This is a genomic window from Actinoplanes xinjiangensis, assembly GCF_003148685.1.
GTDB classification, from domain to species: Bacteria; Actinomycetota; Actinomycetes; order Mycobacteriales; family Micromonosporaceae; genus Actinoplanes; species Actinoplanes xinjiangensis.
On the sequence record NZ_QGGR01000026.1, the window covers coordinates 1 to 16,286 of the forward strand.

17 protein-coding genes and 1 tRNA gene are annotated in these 16,286 nt (G+C 69.0%); 7 read left to right on the forward strand and 11 right to left on the reverse strand.

Annotated elements, in window-relative coordinates; all coding sequences use genetic code 11:
* Window positions 1–91 precede the first annotated feature (91 nt).
* On the reverse strand, window positions 92–1,621 hold the full coding sequence (locus BC793_RS37985; protein WP_109601456.1) for a peptide deformylase: 1,530 nt from the start codon (window positions 1,619–1,621) through the stop codon (window positions 92–94).
* A gap of 335 nt (window positions 1,622–1,956) precedes the next feature.
* On the opposite strand from BC793_RS37985, the gene BC793_RS37990 reads away from it, so the two are divergent.
* Complete coding sequence (locus BC793_RS37990) at window positions 1,957–2,739, forward strand: IucA/IucC family C-terminal-domain containing protein (RefSeq protein WP_109601553.1); 783 nt, start codon at window positions 1,957–1,959, stop codon at window positions 2,737–2,739.
* A gap of 372 nt (window positions 2,740–3,111) precedes the next feature.
* Here the strand turns inward: BC793_RS37990 and BC793_RS37995 are convergent, their stop codons facing one another.
* A complete protein-coding gene (locus tag BC793_RS37995) occupies window positions 3,112–4,992 on the reverse strand; it encodes a DUF6311 domain-containing protein (protein WP_373871293.1) in 1,881 nt (626 codons plus the stop codon).
* Window positions 4,993–5,365: 373 nt separating this feature from the next.
* Between BC793_RS37995 and BC793_RS38000 the strand changes: the two genes are divergently transcribed.
* Window positions 5,366–6,079 (forward strand): class I SAM-dependent methyltransferase, encoded by a 714-nt coding sequence (locus BC793_RS38000; RefSeq protein ID WP_109601458.1) that lies wholly within the window; start codon window positions 5,366–5,368, stop codon window positions 6,077–6,079.
* Between the two features lie 51 nt (window positions 6,080–6,130).
* Here BC793_RS38000 and BC793_RS38005 read toward each other — a convergent pair whose 3' ends face one another.
* The 4 genes from BC793_RS38005 to BC793_RS38020 form a co-directional block, all read right to left on the reverse strand.
* Entirely contained in the window at window positions 6,131–6,661 is a 531-nt protein-coding gene (locus BC793_RS38005) for a YbhB/YbcL family Raf kinase inhibitor-like protein (protein WP_109601459.1), read from the reverse strand.
* Between the two features lie 305 nt (window positions 6,662–6,966).
* Entirely contained in the window at window positions 6,967–8,115 is a 1,149-nt protein-coding gene (locus BC793_RS51885; protein WP_239170521.1) for a C40 family peptidase, read from the reverse strand.
* A 161-nt stretch (window positions 8,116–8,276) separates the two neighbouring features.
* A complete protein-coding gene (locus BC793_RS38015; RefSeq protein ID WP_239170522.1) occupies window positions 8,277–8,873 on the reverse strand; it encodes a DUF4352 domain-containing protein in 597 nt (198 codons plus the stop codon).
* A gap of 159 nt (window positions 8,874–9,032) precedes the next feature.
* A complete protein-coding gene (locus tag BC793_RS38020; RefSeq protein ID WP_109601460.1) occupies window positions 9,033–9,995 on the reverse strand; it encodes an NAD(P)H-quinone oxidoreductase in 963 nt (320 codons plus the stop codon).
* Window positions 9,996–10,062: 67 nt separating this feature from the next.
* Here BC793_RS38020 and BC793_RS38025 point away from each other — a divergent pair.
* Window positions 10,063–10,147 (forward strand) — tRNA-Ser (locus BC793_RS38025).
* Between the two features lie 123 nt (window positions 10,148–10,270).
* Here BC793_RS38025 and BC793_RS38030 read toward each other — a convergent pair.
* Window positions 10,271–10,669 (reverse strand): TipAS antibiotic-recognition domain-containing protein, encoded by a 399-nt coding sequence (locus BC793_RS38030; RefSeq protein WP_109601461.1) that lies wholly within the window; start codon window positions 10,667–10,669, stop codon window positions 10,271–10,273.
* 247 nt (window positions 10,670–10,916) lie between these two features.
* Here BC793_RS38030 and BC793_RS38035 point away from each other — a divergent pair, with 247 nt between their 5' ends.
* Window positions 10,917–11,519 (forward strand): TetR/AcrR family transcriptional regulator, encoded by a 603-nt coding sequence (locus BC793_RS38035; protein ID WP_109601462.1) that lies wholly within the window; start codon window positions 10,917–10,919, stop codon window positions 11,517–11,519.
* Window positions 11,520–11,608: 89 nt separating this feature from the next.
* Here BC793_RS38035 and BC793_RS38040 read toward each other — a convergent pair whose 3' ends face one another.
* Window positions 11,609–12,163 carry a nuclear transport factor 2 family protein gene (locus BC793_RS38040; RefSeq protein ID WP_158319504.1) on the reverse strand — a complete coding sequence of 185 codons (555 nt, stop codon included), beginning with the start codon at window positions 12,161–12,163 and terminating at the stop codon, window positions 11,609–11,611.
* 271 nt (window positions 12,164–12,434) lie between these two features.
* The gene (soxR, locus tag BC793_RS38045; protein ID WP_109601464.1) at window positions 12,435–12,878 is read right to left on the reverse strand and encodes a redox-sensitive transcriptional activator SoxR; all 444 of its coding nucleotides are present in this window, start codon (window positions 12,876–12,878) and stop codon (window positions 12,435–12,437) included.
* A 45-nt stretch (window positions 12,879–12,923) separates the two neighbouring features.
* On the opposite strand from soxR, the gene BC793_RS38050 reads away from it, so the two are divergent.
* Both BC793_RS38050 and BC793_RS38055 read left to right on the forward strand, forming a co-directional pair.
* Window positions 12,924–13,556 (forward strand): thiamine pyrophosphate-dependent enzyme, encoded by a 633-nt coding sequence (locus tag BC793_RS38050; RefSeq protein WP_109601465.1) that lies wholly within the window; start codon window positions 12,924–12,926, stop codon window positions 13,554–13,556.
* Entirely contained in the window at window positions 13,553–14,440 is an 888-nt protein-coding gene (locus BC793_RS38055; RefSeq protein ID WP_109601466.1) for a transketolase family protein, read from the forward strand. The genes BC793_RS38050 and BC793_RS38055 overlap by 4 nt, the downstream gene beginning before the upstream one ends.
* Here the strand turns inward: BC793_RS38055 and BC793_RS38060 are convergent.
* A complete protein-coding gene (locus BC793_RS38060) occupies window positions 14,437–14,862 on the reverse strand; it encodes a hypothetical protein (RefSeq protein WP_428839534.1) in 426 nt (141 codons plus the stop codon). The genes BC793_RS38055 and BC793_RS38060 overlap by 4 nt on opposite strands.
* Before the next feature lie 113 nt (window positions 14,863–14,975).
* On the opposite strand from BC793_RS38060, the gene BC793_RS38065 reads away from it, so the two are divergent.
* A complete protein-coding gene (locus tag BC793_RS38065; RefSeq protein ID WP_109601468.1) occupies window positions 14,976–15,371 on the forward strand; it encodes a PH domain-containing protein in 396 nt (131 codons plus the stop codon).
* Here the strand turns inward: BC793_RS38065 and BC793_RS38070 are convergent.
* Window positions 15,364–16,266 (reverse strand): rhomboid family intramembrane serine protease, encoded by a 903-nt coding sequence (locus BC793_RS38070; RefSeq protein WP_109601469.1) that lies wholly within the window; start codon window positions 16,264–16,266, stop codon window positions 15,364–15,366. The genes BC793_RS38065 and BC793_RS38070 overlap by 8 nt on opposite strands.
* Window positions 16,267–16,286: the final 20 nt, after the last annotated feature.

Consider the following 16,286-nt stretch of genomic DNA (forward strand, 5'->3'; position numbering starts at 1 on the left):
GAACCCACGACGAGGCTTTTCTATCGCTATGTCCTTCTAACCGAGCATGTTCCAGCCGGAGCCGTTACGTGCAGAACCTCTGCTTACGTGCTTAGTAGTCCCAGGGCCGCCCGGTCTGCTGGTACTGGGCGACCGGGATCAGCTTGGCGTCGGGCTCCATCCGGTCCACGTAGAGCCGACCCTCCAGGTGGTCGATCTCGTGGCTGATCAGCCGGGCCAGCGCCCGTTCGAAACTGGTGACCACCCGCGTCCCGTCGAACCGCGCGTGTTCCACGTCGATCCGCAGCGGACGCGGCACCAGGCCCCGGTAGTCGAAGAACGACAGACAGCCTTCGTACTGCTCGTCGCACTCCGCGGACTCGCCGACGACCCGCGGGTTGAGCAGGACGACCGGGTCGACGTCGCGTTCCGGTGGGCGGACCACGGCGGCGGCCACCGGAACGCCGATCTGTGGCGCGGCGAGACCCACGCCTTTGCTGAACTCGTGCAGGTCCTCCAGGCGGCCGAGTGAGGTGAGCAGCCGGGTGACCGCGTTGCGGGCGGCGGCTCCCTCGCGGGGCAGCTGGAAGTGGCGGGCCCGCTGCCGGAGCAGGTCGGACCCACGCTGGATGATGCCGATGCCACGCATCCGGTGCGAGGCCCGGGGCAGGGCCGGCTCCGGAGGCCCGGTCTCCTCGTAGACCGGCGCCTCGGCGCCGCGGTACCGCCATTCCAGCCGGTATCGCGCGTTGAGCAGGGGCGCGTCGGTTGACCACTCGAAAATGGCGCGACCTCCCTCGGTGCGGCGTTCCAACGGGGTACGGACGGGCACCTCGGCGGCGAGGGACGCCTCCACACCCCAGACCTGGGGTTCGAAGCTCTCCGGGAAGTTCAGCCGCACGGTCAGCGACCGGGTCGGCAGGCGGACGGCGCGCTGGAACCACTGGCCCCACTTCTCCTCGCCGACCGTGTACGCGTACTCGATGACGGTCCGTTCGCCGGGATAGAGCGGGAACTGTCCGCGGGAGTTGGCGAACATCAGCCAGATCTCCTTGGACGCGTCCCGGTCGAGTTTGACCCGCCAGATCATGGTCTCGGCCGCGGCGCCCTCACCGGCGAACGCCTCCACGTCCATCTCGTCGAAGGTGAGCGGGTTCTCCCGGTGGTGGCGGTTGGAGCCGGCCGGGTCGTGCGGGTACCGATCGACGGAGATCTTGGCGAGGTAACGGGTGACCGGTTCCACCCCGGCGTTGTAGAGCCATCGCTGGACACGGCAGCGGTAGGCGCCGTCGGTGTAGGCCAGCTCGGCGACCTCACGCTCGACGATCAGGCCGGTGCCGGGCGGTAGCCACTGAACCGGCACCGGAGGGTCACGGTGCGGACCGGTGGCGCGGGCGTGGCGAAGTTCGTCGTACTCCTGGAATCTCTGCCAGATGGCGCCGCCGGCGCCGAGGACGGCTTCCGCCCGGCGGGCGAAGTCCTCGGTGGGTTTGTGCCGGCGTCCCTCGACATGGCTGACGTAGGAGGGATCGAAGCCCATGCGCGCGGCGAGCTGCTTCTTGGTCATCCCGCGCTCGGTCCGCCATTGCGCAAGCGCCGTGACGAACTGATCTGCGGCCCTTTCAATGGGCGAGGTGGTCATCACGGATGTCCCCTTCGCGACGGCACGTTCAGTGTCGCTGGGATCTTGTGTCCCCAAGGAGCTAGTAGCGCGTTGCCGACAGATACCTTGACGAATCAGGCAGCGCGGCCACGCTACGTTAAGTAATCATTACCTTGGGCATTCGCCCGAAAGATCCCCTTGGGTCGGTGTGGTTAGGCTACCCTTAACCGGGTACCGTGTGTCGTCGTGAGCCCCAGTCGCTCCACAAGAGCCGGCTCGCCACCATCCGCTTCAGCAAGCTCATCCGCGAGGAGTTGTGCGGTGACTCAGCGACGAGTGCCGCGGGCAGACGGCCGCCCGTGACCAGCATCACGATGGAGCTCACGCAGATCCGCCCCCGGCCGCTCGCCCCGGTCACCGCGACTCTGCGCGCCATGTTCGGCACCAGCACCGAGGTCCCCGGGCTCGCCCCCGACCTGGTCGTCCGCGACCTGGCCGGCTGGACGCCCACGGCCCGGCTCGCCGACGTGCACGCCGACACGCTCCTGGACGCCGCACGCCGCCGGTGGAATGCCCAGCCGCACGCCGCCGCCGCACTCGCCTGGAAGGCGTACACGTACTGGCTGGCCCTGCCCGCCGTCCTCGGCTGGGCCTCCGCGCGACGGGTGCCGCTGCTCACCGCCACCGACACGCTCATGCGCTTCGACGACCCGCGCCCGCTGATCACTCTCGGCATGCGCCCCGACATCCCGGTCGCCGTTCTGCCGCACGACCCGCTCGCGCTCTCCGGCCTCCCGCAGGTCAAGGTCGTCGCCGACGAAGAGGCCCTGCTGACCGAATTCCGTCGCAGCCTCCTCGACCAGCACCTCACCCCGCTGCTCGACGCCCTCCACGGCCGGGTCCGCCTCGGCAAGCGCACCCTGCTCGGCTCGCTCGCCTCCGGCATCGCCTACGGCGTCCTGCGCTCCGCCGACACCGTCCCCGGCTCCTCCGCCGACACGATCGACCGTCTGCTCGGCGCCTTCGGCGTCCGCGACCTGATCGAACTGCACCCCGGACACCAGGGCAAACTCGAAGTACAGCGCAAGACCTGCTGCCTGGCCTTCACCCTGCCGCAGCCCAAGGTCTGCCCGGGCTGCTGCATCAAAACCGCTTAGTCGTACGAGCTACGCACAGTCCCGTGGCATCCGGGGCGACGCAGGCGATCCTCCTGCCCGACAGGGCGCCGCCGGGCGTATGCGACGGTCACCGCCAACCCTCGGCTGGTTCTCACCGCTGTCTCAAGGCCTCTGAGACAGCGGTGAGAACCAGCCGAAGCTTTCGGGCGGCACGGCCGTCCGACCCGACTCGTGCCGATCCGGCCCCACTCGGCCGATCCAGCCCGACTCGGCCGATCCGGCCCAACTCGGCCGATCCAGCCCAACTCGGCCGACCCGGCCCTCGGCCGATCCGGCCCGAACAACCCGGTGCGGCCTGAATCTTGGCCAGGCCGGACCGCGGGCCGGTCGGATGAGCGCCGATCGGGTGGATCAGTAGGGCTCGCCGCCGGCGAGTACCGCCTCGGGGTCGTCGACCAGGTGGCGGACGTCCCAGACCCAGGCGCCGCCGGTCCAGGTGGGGCGGAAGCCCACCAGGTCGGACATGGTCCGGAGCATCTCGATGTCGCGGGGCTGCGGAGTCAGCACCACCACGGCCGCCTTCCAGAAGCGCAGGTCGGCCAGCGCCATCTCCCGGCGGGTGTCGTTGATCTCCGGGATCGGGTTGCCCTGCTTGATCGAGGTGATCAGTCCGCTGGTCGGGCGCCACGGTGGTGCGAACATCGCGGTCCGGTCCTGCGGATTCTGCGGGTTCTGGGCGGGCAGCAGCGCGTACGCCCCGGCGATACGCAGGTCCTGGCCGGTCTCGGCGGCCCAGCGCAGCGGGTCGGGGTAGACGCTGTCCGGCAGCGGCAGGGCGACCAGGGTGTGCCGGTCGTCGACGTACGCCCGCCAGGCTCCGGAGGTGATGAACGTGGGCACAGGGTCCATCGCGACCGTGGCCAGCGGCTTCGGGATCAGCGGGACCAGTGCCATGGCGACCGCGGTGATCATCGCGACGCGGACCGGGCCGCGCGACGCCGGCTGGCTGCGGATCATGTCGGCCGCGCGCTGGCAGCCCAGGGCGAGGACGATGCCGACGATCGGGGCGATCGCCATGGCCCAGCGGGTGGGTACCGCCGAGTCGAGCACCGGGATGCTGTGCAGCGCGGCCCAGATGCCGGGAACGCCGGTGTCGACGCCGTTGAGCACGACCCTGGGACCCAGCGACATGGCCGCGAAGAGCAGCGCGATGCCGCCGAGGACCAGCACCGCCGCGGACCGCCGCAGCCAGATCAGCAAGCCGGCGAAGAGGACGATCAGGCCCCAGCCGAAGAAGGCGTTCTCCTCGGCCGGGTTCTGGGTGAGGCGGCTGGCGATCGTGGCGTCGCCGGCCACCGAGTGCCGGGAGTAGGCGGTGAACGACGCGAGGTCGGCGCCGAACGCCCGAACGTATTCGGACAGGCCCTGGTAGCTCTGCGGACCGAAGAACTGGACGCTGAGCGGGTAGGCGAGCACGGCCAGGGTGGCGGCCGCGGTGACACCGAGCGCGCGCAGGAACGGCAGCGCCTCGCCGGGGTGGCGGCGGCGCCGGACGACCGCCATGACCGCGCAGAAGAACCCGAGCCCGACCGCGGTCATGAAGAGGATCTCGAGGTTGATGAACGCCTGCCAGACCAGGAGGCCGGCGAGGATCAGCCCGTTCCGCAGCGCCCGGCCGCGGACCCGGAGCTCCAGGGTGCGCCAGATGATCAGCGGAACGAGGAACTGCGAGACGATGTTGGGGTGGCCGCCGGCGTGCGAGACCATGCTCGGCGCGAAGGTGCAGAAGAGGGCACCCACCCAGGCCGCTGCCCGAGATGTGACGAACCTGCGCGAGAGTACCAAATACCACGACGCGCCGGTGAATGCCAATGCGCCGGTGAGAAATACGTTGAACGCCACATGCGGGCCGAACAGAAGAGTGATGGGCGTCAGTGGCAAGGAAACGGCCAACACCGAGGTGTTGGCCATCATGTTCACCCCGTCGGGGTAATTCATGCGGTCCGAGAAGAACGGATAGACGCCATCGGTGAGCACGCGCGCACCGTGCGCCAGCATCCACTCGAAGAAAGCCTGATCCTGCGGATCATCACGCAGTTCATGATCAAGATTGAGCCACACAGGGGCGGTGAGGTAGAGCGCAACAGCAAGGAGACTCGCCAGCGCAACAACATCCCGCCACGTGAGCAAACGGCGCCACGAAGGGCGTCCCACCTGCTCTTCGGCAGCCTCGAGGGTGGGCGCGGCAATGGCCGGCGCGGCCACCGCGACACTCGCCCCGAGGGCTATCAGCTCCGCGTCCAGGTCGTCGTCGGCGGTCACTTGGCGCGGCGGCAGAACGTTCTCGCCGGTCGACTGGCCTGTCGAGTCAAAACCCGTAATCGTCATAGCATCGGCCACCCTAACCGAGGTTTACGAGAAGCCAGCGGTGTGCGCCCCAGGCGTGATAGAGCCGATATGTACGCGTGTTTTCCGCGTGTCCGAGGAGGTGACCACCCGGTGAACTCCCAGTGGGGTAACCCCCGCGAGTACCGGGCCTCGCTATGTCTCAATCAGGCCAAAAAATCGGTGGTGACCAGCGCCCAACTTTCGGATAGGCGCGTCAAGTGGTTAACTTCAGCGGTCCCGCTGTCACTCAGATCGGCAAGATGAGGGAACCTCACCTATGGCAGACATCACTGGAGACCAGCGGATCCAGTCCGAAGTGCTCGAAGGCCTCGCCACCGCGGTGAACCACCGCAGGTGGTTCGTCGAGCTCGCTCTCCCGCATCTGGGGGACAACCCCATCGAAATCGGTAGCGGTCTCGGCGACTACGCGATCGAGTGGGCCGAGCACCTGCCTAAATTCACCGCGACCGAGGCGGACCCCGATCGACTCGTCCTGCTCAAGGAGCGGATGGCGGAGTACGCGAACATCGACGTGAAGCAGATGCTGCTTCCGGTCGAGAACCCCGCGGGGGAGTACAGCGCCGCCGTTTCCTACAACGTGCTCGAGCACATCGAGGATCACGTCGGCGCGCTGCGCAGCATGAAGGAGCTGGTCCGCCCCGGCGGCAAGGTGATCATCATCGTCCCGGCGTTCATGTTCGCGATGAGCCAGGTCGACATCGCCACCGGGCACATCCGCCGCTACACGAAGAAGACGCTGAGCGCCGCCTTCGTCGAGGCCGGCCTGGAGATCGAGAAGATCCACTACGCGAACGCACTGGGCCTGATCGGCTACTACACCGCGACCAGCATCTTCAAGCTGGCCCCCAAGGAGGGGCCGATGGTGAAGGTGTATGACTCGCTGGTGCTGCCGGTGACCAAGGCGGCCGAGCGTGTCGTCCGGCCGCCGTTCGGTCAGTCGGTCTTCTGCGTGGCCCGCTCACCCCGCTGATCAACGTCAATCAGGCCGCCGGCTCACGCCGGCGGCCTCTTGCGTTGTCTCTCAGCCCCGCACCTGGAAGGTCGGGCGGACGGTGGCCCGCGCCACGGTGTGGAACGCCAGGTTGAAACCGACGTAGGCGGGCGACGCGTCCGGTGTCACCTCGAGACGGTCGACGTCGATCGCGTGCACCGCGAACACATAGCGGTGCGGGCGGTCGCCGGGCGGCGGGGCCGCACCACCGTAGGCACGGTCGCCGTAGTCGCTGCGCACGCAGAACGCGCCCTCCGGCAGCGGGTCGACGCCGCGCTCGAGCGACGTCACCGACACCGGCAGGTTCACCAGCACCCAGTGCCAGAAGCCGCTGCCGGTGGGTGCGTCCGGGTCGAAGCAGGTCACCACGAAACCGCGCGTCTCGGCCGGGAACCCGGACCAGGAGAGCTGCGGCGACAGGTTCTTCCCGCCGACGCTGGTGTGCGCGTACATCTCGTCGAGGGGCTGCCCGTCCGTCACGTCCGTGCTGGTCACCGTGAAGGACGGGACCGGTGGCAGGACATCGTAGGGATCGGGCGCCGTGGCGCGGTCAAGACTCATGGATGGCCTCCGGCGTGGTCACTGAAACTGATCCGGTTTTCCCACGATGGGCAGAGACTAACCGTTCGACGTGTCGAGCGCCTTTCGTCCCCATTGCCGTACGTGGTCACTCGTACGGGTAAACGCACAGGTGGTGCGCATGGGTCGACCCGCTCTCGGTAATGCTTCTGTCAGACATCCGACCGGGTGTGTGCGGCAGAGATCCCCGCGCCTGGTCGTGATCGATCGTCGCGTTTGCAGTCGCGGCGATCAGCGAGTCGGCACCCGTCGGTTCTGGCGGGTGCTGACTGCTGTCCACGGGTGTCTCACTTCAGCCGGGACACCGACAATCCGCGGTAGACCTTGCGGTAGACCACACCGGTACGGCTGTTCCCCGCGTCGATCATCATCCCGCGGCCCATGTAGATGCCCACGTGACCGCGACCGACCACCAGATCGCCGGGACGGGCCTGGGACCGCGACACCGACCGGGCCCGGCGGGCCTGCGCGCCGGACGAGTGCGGGAGGCTAAGGCCGGCCCTGGCGTACGCGCGCTTGGTGAACCCGGAGCAGTCGAAACCGCCCGGCCCCTCGCCACCACGGACGTACCGCTTGCCGACCTGCGACTTGGCGAACGCGATGACCGCGCGCATGTCCCGGGAGCCGCCGGACGACCGGAGCGACCGCACCGTGGTGGTCCGGCTGCTGCGGCGCACGGTGCCCCGGTCGGAGATCGTCACCCGCCGCTGCTGGACGGCGACCCGCCTGCCGGCCGGACGCTCCACCCGGGCCCGTGTGGTGCGCACCGCGCGGATCTCCCGGGTGACCGGGCGCTCGGCGGCCTGACGGGCCCCCACCGGCCTGGTGGCGGCCCGGCGGGCCTCCACGGAGCGGACGGCGGCCCGGCGGGCCTCCAGGGGCCGGACAGCGCCCTCACGGACCTCCACGGGCCGGGTGACGCTCTGGCGGGCCTCCACGGGCCGGGTGACGCTCTGGCGGGCCTCCACCGGGCGTGCGGCCTGACGGGCGAGGGCGACGGGACGGCGGGAGACCGGAGATGGGCGGACCCGGGCGACGGGCCGCGCCGTGACGGCCCGGCGCGGTGCCACACGGGACACACGTTCGGCGGCCGCCGCGCGGGCCTCCAACCCGTCGCGTACCGGCGACGCCTCGAACCCGGCGTCGAACCGGAGTTCGCGGAGCCGGTTCCACGGCGCCTGTGCCGTCACCGGCACCGACTCGCCGAGCTGTCGCTTCTGGATCTCCGCGCCCAGCGGGTGATCCGCGAGGTCCGGTGTGACCGGCAGGGCCTGGAGCGGCGTGCTGACCGCTTCCGTGCCGTGCTCGACCTGGTCTGGGGCCGGTGCGATGACGGCCAGCGCAAGTGCGCCGGCGGTCAGTACCCGCCGCGTGGACGAACCGTGCAGTGTTGCCTCCGAAATAGGCCCGGGGCACTCACGCGAATCCCATCCCAACGCGACCGATGCTGCCTGCCACGTTTATGCCACCGTCGAAGGTGGGCAATGGGAACCCGGACAACCGTGCTTATTCCGTGGACCATGCCAACACAACATCGAATCCGCCGGGGCATGATTCACATAATTGATCCCCGATCACGATCCGATAAACGCTGTGTTCAGCGTGGATCCGGCAACGTCACGCGTACGCCTGAGGTGGACATCGCCCCGGTCAGTGTGGCCTCACTGAGCCGCACGTCAGAGGGCACGTCGAAGGGCAGCACCCCGGTCACGGTCTCGCCCGGTTCGACCTCGGCGAGCAGTGACGAATCACCATCGTTGAGAAACACCGCGGCCTGTTCGGCGACCGCGTAAGGTACTCCGTTGGTGTCATGGACGCGCTGTGCGCCACTGTCGAACAGTTTCGGTTCGCCGCTGTTGTTCGTCACCTTCAGGTCGAGCAGACAGAATTGCCCGGCGGCCTTCTGCTCCATGCCCTCGGGGCCGATCGACGGCACCCCGCAGCGCAGTCCGGTCACGTCGAATGCGAAACCGGCGGCCGGCGGGTCGCCCGGTTCGGCGACGGTGACGGTGGCCGGGGTGGTGACGATCGCCCAGGCGCCGAAGGCGACGAGTGCGGTGGAGACGGCGACTCCGCCGGCGATCCAGAGCCTGGCGCGCAGCGGGTGCACGTCGGCTCCGTCCTCGTGGAGCGATGCCCTGCGGGCGGGCGCCCGGTGGGCGGCGGGCGCGGAACGGTGCGGCGCGTACGTCACGGTGTCCCCTCCGGTCGGATACGGCGCGCGCCCGGATGTCGGACGCGCTGTCCGTCCATGCTGGGGATGGTGGGGCCGGATGCGGCCGCGACTCGCCGCATATCAGACCTTATCGGTCATATAACTTCGTCGCGTTCCCCCTGAAAGAGTGACTTGACGTCAGCGCTGGAGCAGGATCTTCCCGAAGTGGTCGCTCGACTCCAGCAGCTCGTGTGCCGCGGCCGCCTCCGCCAACGGGAACGTGCCGTGCACGATCGGCTTCACCAGACCGGCGGCCACCAGAGGCCACACCTGATCCCGCACGCCCGCGACGATCCGTGCCTTGTCCGCCGCCGGCCGCGCCCGCAACGACGTGGACGAGACCCGGCCCCGCTTCGCCATCAGCGCACCCAGGTCCAGCTCGGCGGTCCGGCCACCCTGCATGCCGATCACCGTGATCCGGCCCTCCGGCGCCAGCGCCTCCACATTGCGGGCCAGATACTTCGCTCCGATGATGTCCAGGACGACGTCAGCGCCTCTTCCGCCGGTGTGGTTCAGGACCGACCGTACAAAATCGTCGTTCTGATAGTCGATCGTCAGATCGGCGCCGAGCGTGCGCAGCCGCTCGTGTTTGCTCGCCCGAGCGGTGACCAGGACTTTCGCGCCGAGCGCCGCCCCCAGCTGCACCGCGAACGTGCCGATCCCGCTGCCCCCGCCGTGCACCAGCAGCGTCTCGCCCGGCCGCAACCGATCCCGATCCACCACGTTCGACCACACCGTGCACGCCACCTCCGGCAGCGACGCCGCCTCGACCAGCGACAACCCGGCCGGAACCGGCAGCAGCTGCCCCACCGGCACCGCCACCCGCTCCGCGTAGCCGCCGCCGGCCAGCAGCGCACACACCCGCTCGCCCACGTGGTGCCCGGTCACCCCCGGGCCGATCGCGCTGATCACCCCGGAACACTCCAGCCCCGGATAGGCGGACGCGTCCGGCGGCGGTGGATAGAGGCCCTGCCGCTGCATGACGTCCGCCCGGTTCACCGCCGACGCCGTGACGTCGACGACGACCTCGCCCTCGGCCGCTTCCGGGTCCGGAACCTCGGCCCAGACCAACTGCTTGTCCTCGATCACGATCGCGTGCATACGGCCGACTCTGCCCCACCGGTACGACACGATCCAAGCGCGGGTGGCAGACTGGAGCGGCACTACGGGAGGGCTCGCCTAGTGGCCGATGGCGCCGGTCTTGAAAACCGGTATGGGGAAACTCATCGTGGGTTCGAATCCCACGCCCTCCGCTCCGCCTTGAGCAGCGACAACCCCCGCCGACCTGTGAGAACGCAGGACAGCGGGGGTCTTGGTGATAGATCTTGAGTCTTAGTCGGCGCCGACCGACAGGACAACGCTCTCTCGATGCGGAGTCAGAGTCGGGCCCCGGCGTACCGCAGCATCGCCGCGCTGAAGAACTCGACCATTTTCGGATGGTAGGAGTTGTGCCAGTCCCGCATGGCGTCGTCCTCGGCGTACAGGAGGGCCATGCCGAGGTAGGCGTCCCGGCTCGGGATGTAGAACCGGCTGGTGATGGCGTAATGCCTGCCGACCAGTTCCTGGATCGCTTCGTCCTCCGGCTGGGCGCCGGCGGTGATGGCGGCCGCGACCTCGCCGTACAACTCGTGCCAGTCACGGTGAACCCGGTCCTTGTCGACGTGGGCCCAGTCACCGGTCGCGGCAAGGCTGGCGGCTTGCTCCTCGGCGAGCGAGCGGCGGCACCGCTCGGCGTACTCGGGGTCCATCGTGGAAGTGCTCATCTGCAGTGTCATGCCTTGTCGGTAGGGTTTGGGGGCCATGGCCGACCGTCACTTCCGGAGTGCCGGCGGCAGCGGACTCTGACACGCGGCTGCCAGCAGGGCAAACCAGTTTCCGACGGCCTGCAGTTCTCCGTCATGGCGCAGAGAACGCGCCCGGTCTCATCTCCACTCGGTTCCCCATCTAACGTTGTTAGGGTGGCGGTGCCGTGGCGGCGCCGTGTCTCGGTGCCTGAAACATGCTTGGAGCGAGGTGGCAGCTGTGTCGACCGGCACCCGACGGGCCCGTGAACGTGCGGGCACGCGTGAACGGATCATCGAGGCCGGGCTGCACGTCCTGGAGAGCGAGGGCGTCTCGGCGCTGACGATCCGGCGCATCGCCACCGACGTCGAATACGCCGCGCCGATCGTCTATCAGCATTTCGCCAACAAGGACGCACTCGTGCTGGAGTTGGCCGCCCACGGCTATCGCCTGATGTTGGCGGAGCTCCAGCAGACCGACGGAGAGCCCGACATCGACCGGCGCATGATGCAGCTCGCGTCGGAGTATGTCCGGTTCGCCGGGGAGCACCCGCACCTGTATCAGGTCATGAACGGCGGTGCCATCGACGCGCAGGATCGCCGACAGGCGGCGGCCGGCGCCATCGGTGTCCTGGAGGAACTGCTGACCGCCTGGTCGACCGCCCACGACGTGGTGCTGGCCGATTTCGATGAGGCCTGCGACATCGTCTGGGGCACGCTGTACGGCATAGCCTCGCTCGGCCACCTCGACACCGTCGGCAACGAGCGCGCCCGGCGGCTCGCCCAGGAGGCGTTGCGCGCGTTGCTCCGCGGCTGGCGGACCGACCTGCCGGAGAACGGGTAGGCGCCACCTGGCTCCGGCCCGGCTGCGTTTCCGCGTAGCCGGGCCGGAGCCGTGTGCCGACCTACCATGCAGCCTCGGTGACGATGTCGTCAGTTGCCGGTGGGGGTCCAGTCCGCGGGCAGGCCGGAGTCGCTCAGGATCTCGCCCCGGTTGTAGTAGTCGTTGCTCGACTGGATCAGGTTGCCGCGCAGCCGTAGCACGGTCACGGCCGGCACCGCGAACGGACGGGGCGCGCCGACGATGTGGCCGCTGAACACCCCCTCGACCACCACCTCGTCACGCCCGCCGAATCCGCCTGTCACCTCGAACCCGAGATCGTCGATGAGCTGATGGGACCCGGTCTCCCACTCCTTGACCCCTTCGCGACCGTGGAACACCAGGCTGAGAGCGCGGTCGGTGTAGACGGCGTCCCTGGTGTACAGGCGGGCGAGATCGCCGGTGTCGGTGGTCGCCCACGCGGCGGCCCAGCGTCGCCCGATCGCCGGCACCTGGTCGTTCTTCCGGCTCTGCTGCGCCTGCTCGACGACCTGTTTCGTCCCGGCCCGCACGGTCTGCTCGCTCGGTGACGCCGCCGAGGAGGGCGTTGTGCCGGCAAGGAAGGCCGTTGCGGCAGCGAGACCGGAAGCGAAGATACGCATACGCATGTGATTCCCCTTGCTGAGTCGACGCGGCATGGCGTCTAACGTTGTTAGATTTTCTAACGTCGTTAGATTAAGCGCGGCCGATGGTGCCGTCAAGGGTGGTCGAACGCCGGCCCGGCCGGGGTCCGCTGATCGCGATCCCCGGAGGCGCTAGTGAGACGCCGTTCCGGGGGGTGAGACCGCCGGGCATGGCCTGATCCCGCTGATCATCAACTTCCGGCTGAGCGAACGTGGCGCCGTCCACACCCGGCCGGACGACGTGCGGTCCAGGTGCTCAGCCGGCTGCCGGGTTGAGGATGCGCTGCGGGCCGGTACCGCCGGCGGCGAGCCGGTCGCCGGGGTTGGCCAGCTTGCATCGCTGGAGGGAGAGGCAGCCGCAGCCGATGCATCCGCTGAGCTCGTCGCGGAGCCGCTCCAGAACGGTGATCCGTTCCTGGAGGCGGTATCGCCAGCGGGCGGAGAGCCGGGACCAGTCGGCCCTGGTGGGCGTGCGGTTCTCCGGCAGCGAGTCGAGGGCCTCCCGGATCTCATCGAGCGACACCCCGACCTGCTGGGCGATCTTGATGAACGAGACCCGCCGCAACTCGGCCCGGTCGTATCGACGCTGGTTGCCGCTGGTACGGGAGGCGTGGATCAGCCCCTCCCGCTCATAGAAGCGCAGCGCCGACGGTGCGACTCCGCTACGGGCGGAGAGTTCGCCGATGGTGAGCGTCTCCATGGCACTCCTTGAGTTGAAGTGAACTTCAAGTTGCAGCCTAGACACATGAAGCTGCTCAGCCGAGTCACCGCAGACGTCAAACACTCCCCCAGCGCCCACTCCACGCTGGATGTCCTGTGGGTTCTCTACGACAGAGTGTTACGAATCACTCCGGAGACGATCGATGACCCGGGCCGGGACCGGTTCTTCCTGTCGAAGGGACACGGCCCGGCCGCCTACTACGCCGTACTCGCCGCGAAGGGTTTCTTCCCCGAGGAATGGCTCGACGACATGGGCGGCTGGGACAGCCCTCTCGGCCACCATCCGGACCGGGTGCTGATCCCCGGCGTCGAGATCGGCACCGGGTCGCTCGGCCACGGGCTGGGCATCGCCGTCGGTGCCGCGCTCGGGCTCCGCGCCCAGGGTCACCTCGACACCAGGACGTTCGTGCTGCTCGGCGACGCGGAACTGGACGAGGGGTCCAACCACGAGGCGATCGCCTACGCCGCCGCGGTCGGGCTGCCGATCACCGCGATCGTCATCGACAACCACAGCTCGACGCACGGCTGGCCGGGCGGTATCCCGGCACGGTTCCCCGGGTGGGGGGTCTCCGTGGTGAACGGGCGCGACCGCGACGAGATCGAACGGTCCCTGCGCAGCGTCGAGAACCGGCCGCGTCTGGTGGTGGCGGCGCTGTGAGAGAGACGTTCATCACCACCACGACCGCCATCCTCGACGAGGACCCGCGAACGGCGCTGGTACTCGCCGACATCTCGGCCGACTCCTTCACCGACGCGCAGCGCCGGCATCCGGAGCGGGTCCTCAACGTCGGCATCCGCGAGCAGTTGATGGCCGGGGTCGGCGGCGGGCTGGCCCTCACCGGGATGCGGCCCTACCTGCACTCGTACGCGACGTTCCTGATCGACCGGGCGTACGAGCAGATCAAGCTGGACTTCGCGCACCAGGACGTGGGCGCGGTGCTGGTGAGTATCGGTGCGTCGTACGACGCGGCCGCCGAGGGCTACACGCACCAGTCCCCGGGCGATGTGGCCCTGCTGGACACCCTCGACGGCTGGACCGTGCACGTGCCGGGGCACCGCGACGAGGTGGCGGCGATCCTGCGCGAGGCGGCCCGCCACGACGACCGGGTCTACGTACGCCTCTCCACCCAGGAGAACAGCCGTCCCCATCACGGCGCCGGCCTGCACGTGCTGCGCTCGGGTGGTCCGTTGGTGGTGGCGGTGGGGCCGATGCTCGATCCGGTACTGGAGGCGACACGCGACCTGGACGTGACGGTGGCCTACACCAACACGCCGCGGCCGCTCGACACCGCCGGGCTGCGCGATCTCGTCACCACCCCGGAGATCGTGGTGGTCGAGCCCTACCTCGCCGGCACCTCCGCACGACTGGTCAGCGAGGCCCTGAGCGGGCTGCCGCACCGGTCGCTGCACCTGGGCGTCGGGCGTACCGAAGTGCGACGGTACGGCAGCAGGGACGATCACGCCCGCGCTCACGGCCTGGATCCGGCCGGACTGCGCCGCTCGATCGAGGCATTCCTCGGCAGTTGGACGCAGAGGGGTTAGACGCAGGCCGGTTTCGCGATGAGGATCTCACGCAGGAGCGACTCGGCCCGCCACACGGTGTCCGAGTCGCCCAGCCTCATCCGGAACCGCTCGCGCACCCCGTCGATCGCGGTGACGGCCAGCTCGATGCCCGGCTTGGACAGGTCGAGACGCCAGGTCACGTTGCTCAGGTGGCGCAGGTTCGCATTGAGGTGCAGGCGCAGCCGGTGCAGCGGCCGGGTGTCCTGGGTGACGACCAGCCGACGGCCGGTCAGCAGTAGGAACCAGTCGCCGGAGAGTGGGGCGCCGGGCCGGACGCAGCGGGCCACCAGAACGGCGGGGTCGTCGGAGTCGACGCAGCTGCGGAGGATCGGCAGGTGCCGGTTCGCCTGCGGCAGGGCCGCGGTCGCCTCAGCCGCGGGGTGGAACGTACTCAAGAACACGTCCATGCAGTGTTAACGGAGTATGAATCGAGGAAGAGTCGGGCGGACCCGCTGAATATGGAATTACAGCGGCGACACGGCAGTGGTGTCGGCCATTCTGCGATAGTGATGAGATGCAGTGGCGAGTGAAACCGGCTCTTCCCGTCGCGAAACTGATCGGGGCGGCCGCGCTGCCGGCCCTGGTCGCCGGTTTCGCCCCCGATGACCTGGCCCGCTGGCTCATCGCGGCCGTCGTCGCCGCCGGCATCGTCGTCTGGGCGGCCCGCGACGTACTGCTCCCGGTGCGCCTCACGGCGGACGACGCGGGCATCACCGTGCTCACCGGATTCGCGCGGCGCCGCCATCTCCCGTGGTCGCAGATCGAGGCGGTACGGGTGGAACGCCTCCGACGCAGCGAGGTGCTGGAGATCGACACCGGAGACACCGTCTACGTCCTGAGTGAGCCGCAGCTCAGCGCCGTCCCGCAGGAGGTGGCCGGGACGCTGGCCGAGCTCCGCCCGGTCAGTTGAGCAGAGCCGCCGTCTGCATCCAAGCCGCCACCAGGATCGCCAGGACGATGACCGCACCACCGATCAGCTGCTTCACCGACCGGTGCGGCAGTGTCGGGTAGACCAGCGCGGCGGTGATCAGGCCACCGGTGGCGAGACCGCCGAGGTGACCGGCGATCGAGATCTGCGGCACGGTGAACGTGAAGATCAGATTCATGATCAGCGTCGACATCATCGGGCCGGAGTCCCGCACCAGCCGCCGGTTCACCACGATGACGGCGACGATCAGGCCGAACGTGGCCGTGGAGGCGCCGGCGGACATCCGGTTGGCCGGCTGGAAGACGTAGGCCGCCACGTTGCCGCCGAGACCGGCGATCAGGTAGAGCGCGGCGAACCGGAGCGGGCCGAGCTGAACCTCGAGATAACGGCCGACCTGGGCGACCAGCATCATGTTGAGCAGCAGGTGCACCACGCCGTAGTGCAGGAACATCGCCGTGACCAACCGGTACCACTCGCCGGAGGCGACGCCGTGCACGGCCTCGCCATACCACGCGTAGCCGAGCACCGCACCCCACTCGGTCAGTGGGGTGCCGCTGCCGAACAGACTCCAGGCGCCACTACCGACGATGGCGCGCGGGCCGCCGAGGATCGCCGACGCGATCATCACCAGTGAATTGATCACGATGATCGTGGTGGTGACGTAGCCGAGCTGACCGGCGCGGCTGCCGCCGAAGGCGGTGCGCGCCGGCCGCTGGCTGCGGCGTCCCTCCTTGACGCAGTCGGGGCAGTGATGACCCACGACCGCGTCGTTCATGCAGCTGGTGCAGATCGGACGCTCACACCGGCTGCATGAGAGCAGGGTCTCCCGCGACGGATGGCGGTAGCACACCGGTGCCGTCGATGGAGCCTCACTCATGGCACCAAAGGTACCTTGAG

Bases quoted from the DNA above. Each gene is read 5' to 3' on its own strand.
- BC793_RS37985 (WP_109601456.1), bottom strand. From the start codon at position 1,621: ATGACCACCTCGCCCATTGAAAGGGCCGCAGATCAGTTCGTCACGGCG.
- BC793_RS37990 (WP_109601553.1), top strand. From the start codon at position 1,957: ATGGAGCTCACGCAGATCCGCCCCCGGCCGCTCGCCCCGGTCACCGCG.
- BC793_RS38000 (WP_109601458.1), top strand. From the start codon at position 5,366: ATGGCAGACATCACTGGAGACCAGCGGATCCAGTCCGAAGTGCTCGAA.
- BC793_RS38005 (WP_109601459.1), bottom strand. From the start codon at position 6,661: ATGAGTCTTGACCGCGCCACGGCGCCCGATCCCTACGATGTCCTGCCA.
- BC793_RS38020 (WP_109601460.1), bottom strand. From the start codon at position 9,995: ATGCACGCGATCGTGATCGAGGACAAGCAGTTGGTCTGGGCCGAGGTT.
- BC793_RS38030 (WP_109601461.1), bottom strand. From the start codon at position 10,669: ATGACACTGCAGATGAGCACTTCCACGATGGACCCCGAGTACGCCGAG.
- BC793_RS38040 (WP_158319504.1), bottom strand. From the start codon at position 12,163: ATGCGTATGCGTATCTTCGCTTCCGGTCTCGCTGCCGCAACGGCCTTC.
- soxR (WP_109601464.1), bottom strand. From the start codon at position 12,878: ATGGAGACGCTCACCATCGGCGAACTCTCCGCCCGTAGCGGAGTCGCA.
- BC793_RS38050 (WP_109601465.1), top strand. From the start codon at position 12,924: ATGAAGCTGCTCAGCCGAGTCACCGCAGACGTCAAACACTCCCCCAGC.
- BC793_RS38065 (WP_109601468.1), top strand. From the start codon at position 14,976: ATGCAGTGGCGAGTGAAACCGGCTCTTCCCGTCGCGAAACTGATCGGG.
- BC793_RS38070 (WP_109601469.1), bottom strand. From the start codon at position 16,266: ATGAGTGAGGCTCCATCGACGGCACCGGTGTGCTACCGCCATCCGTCG.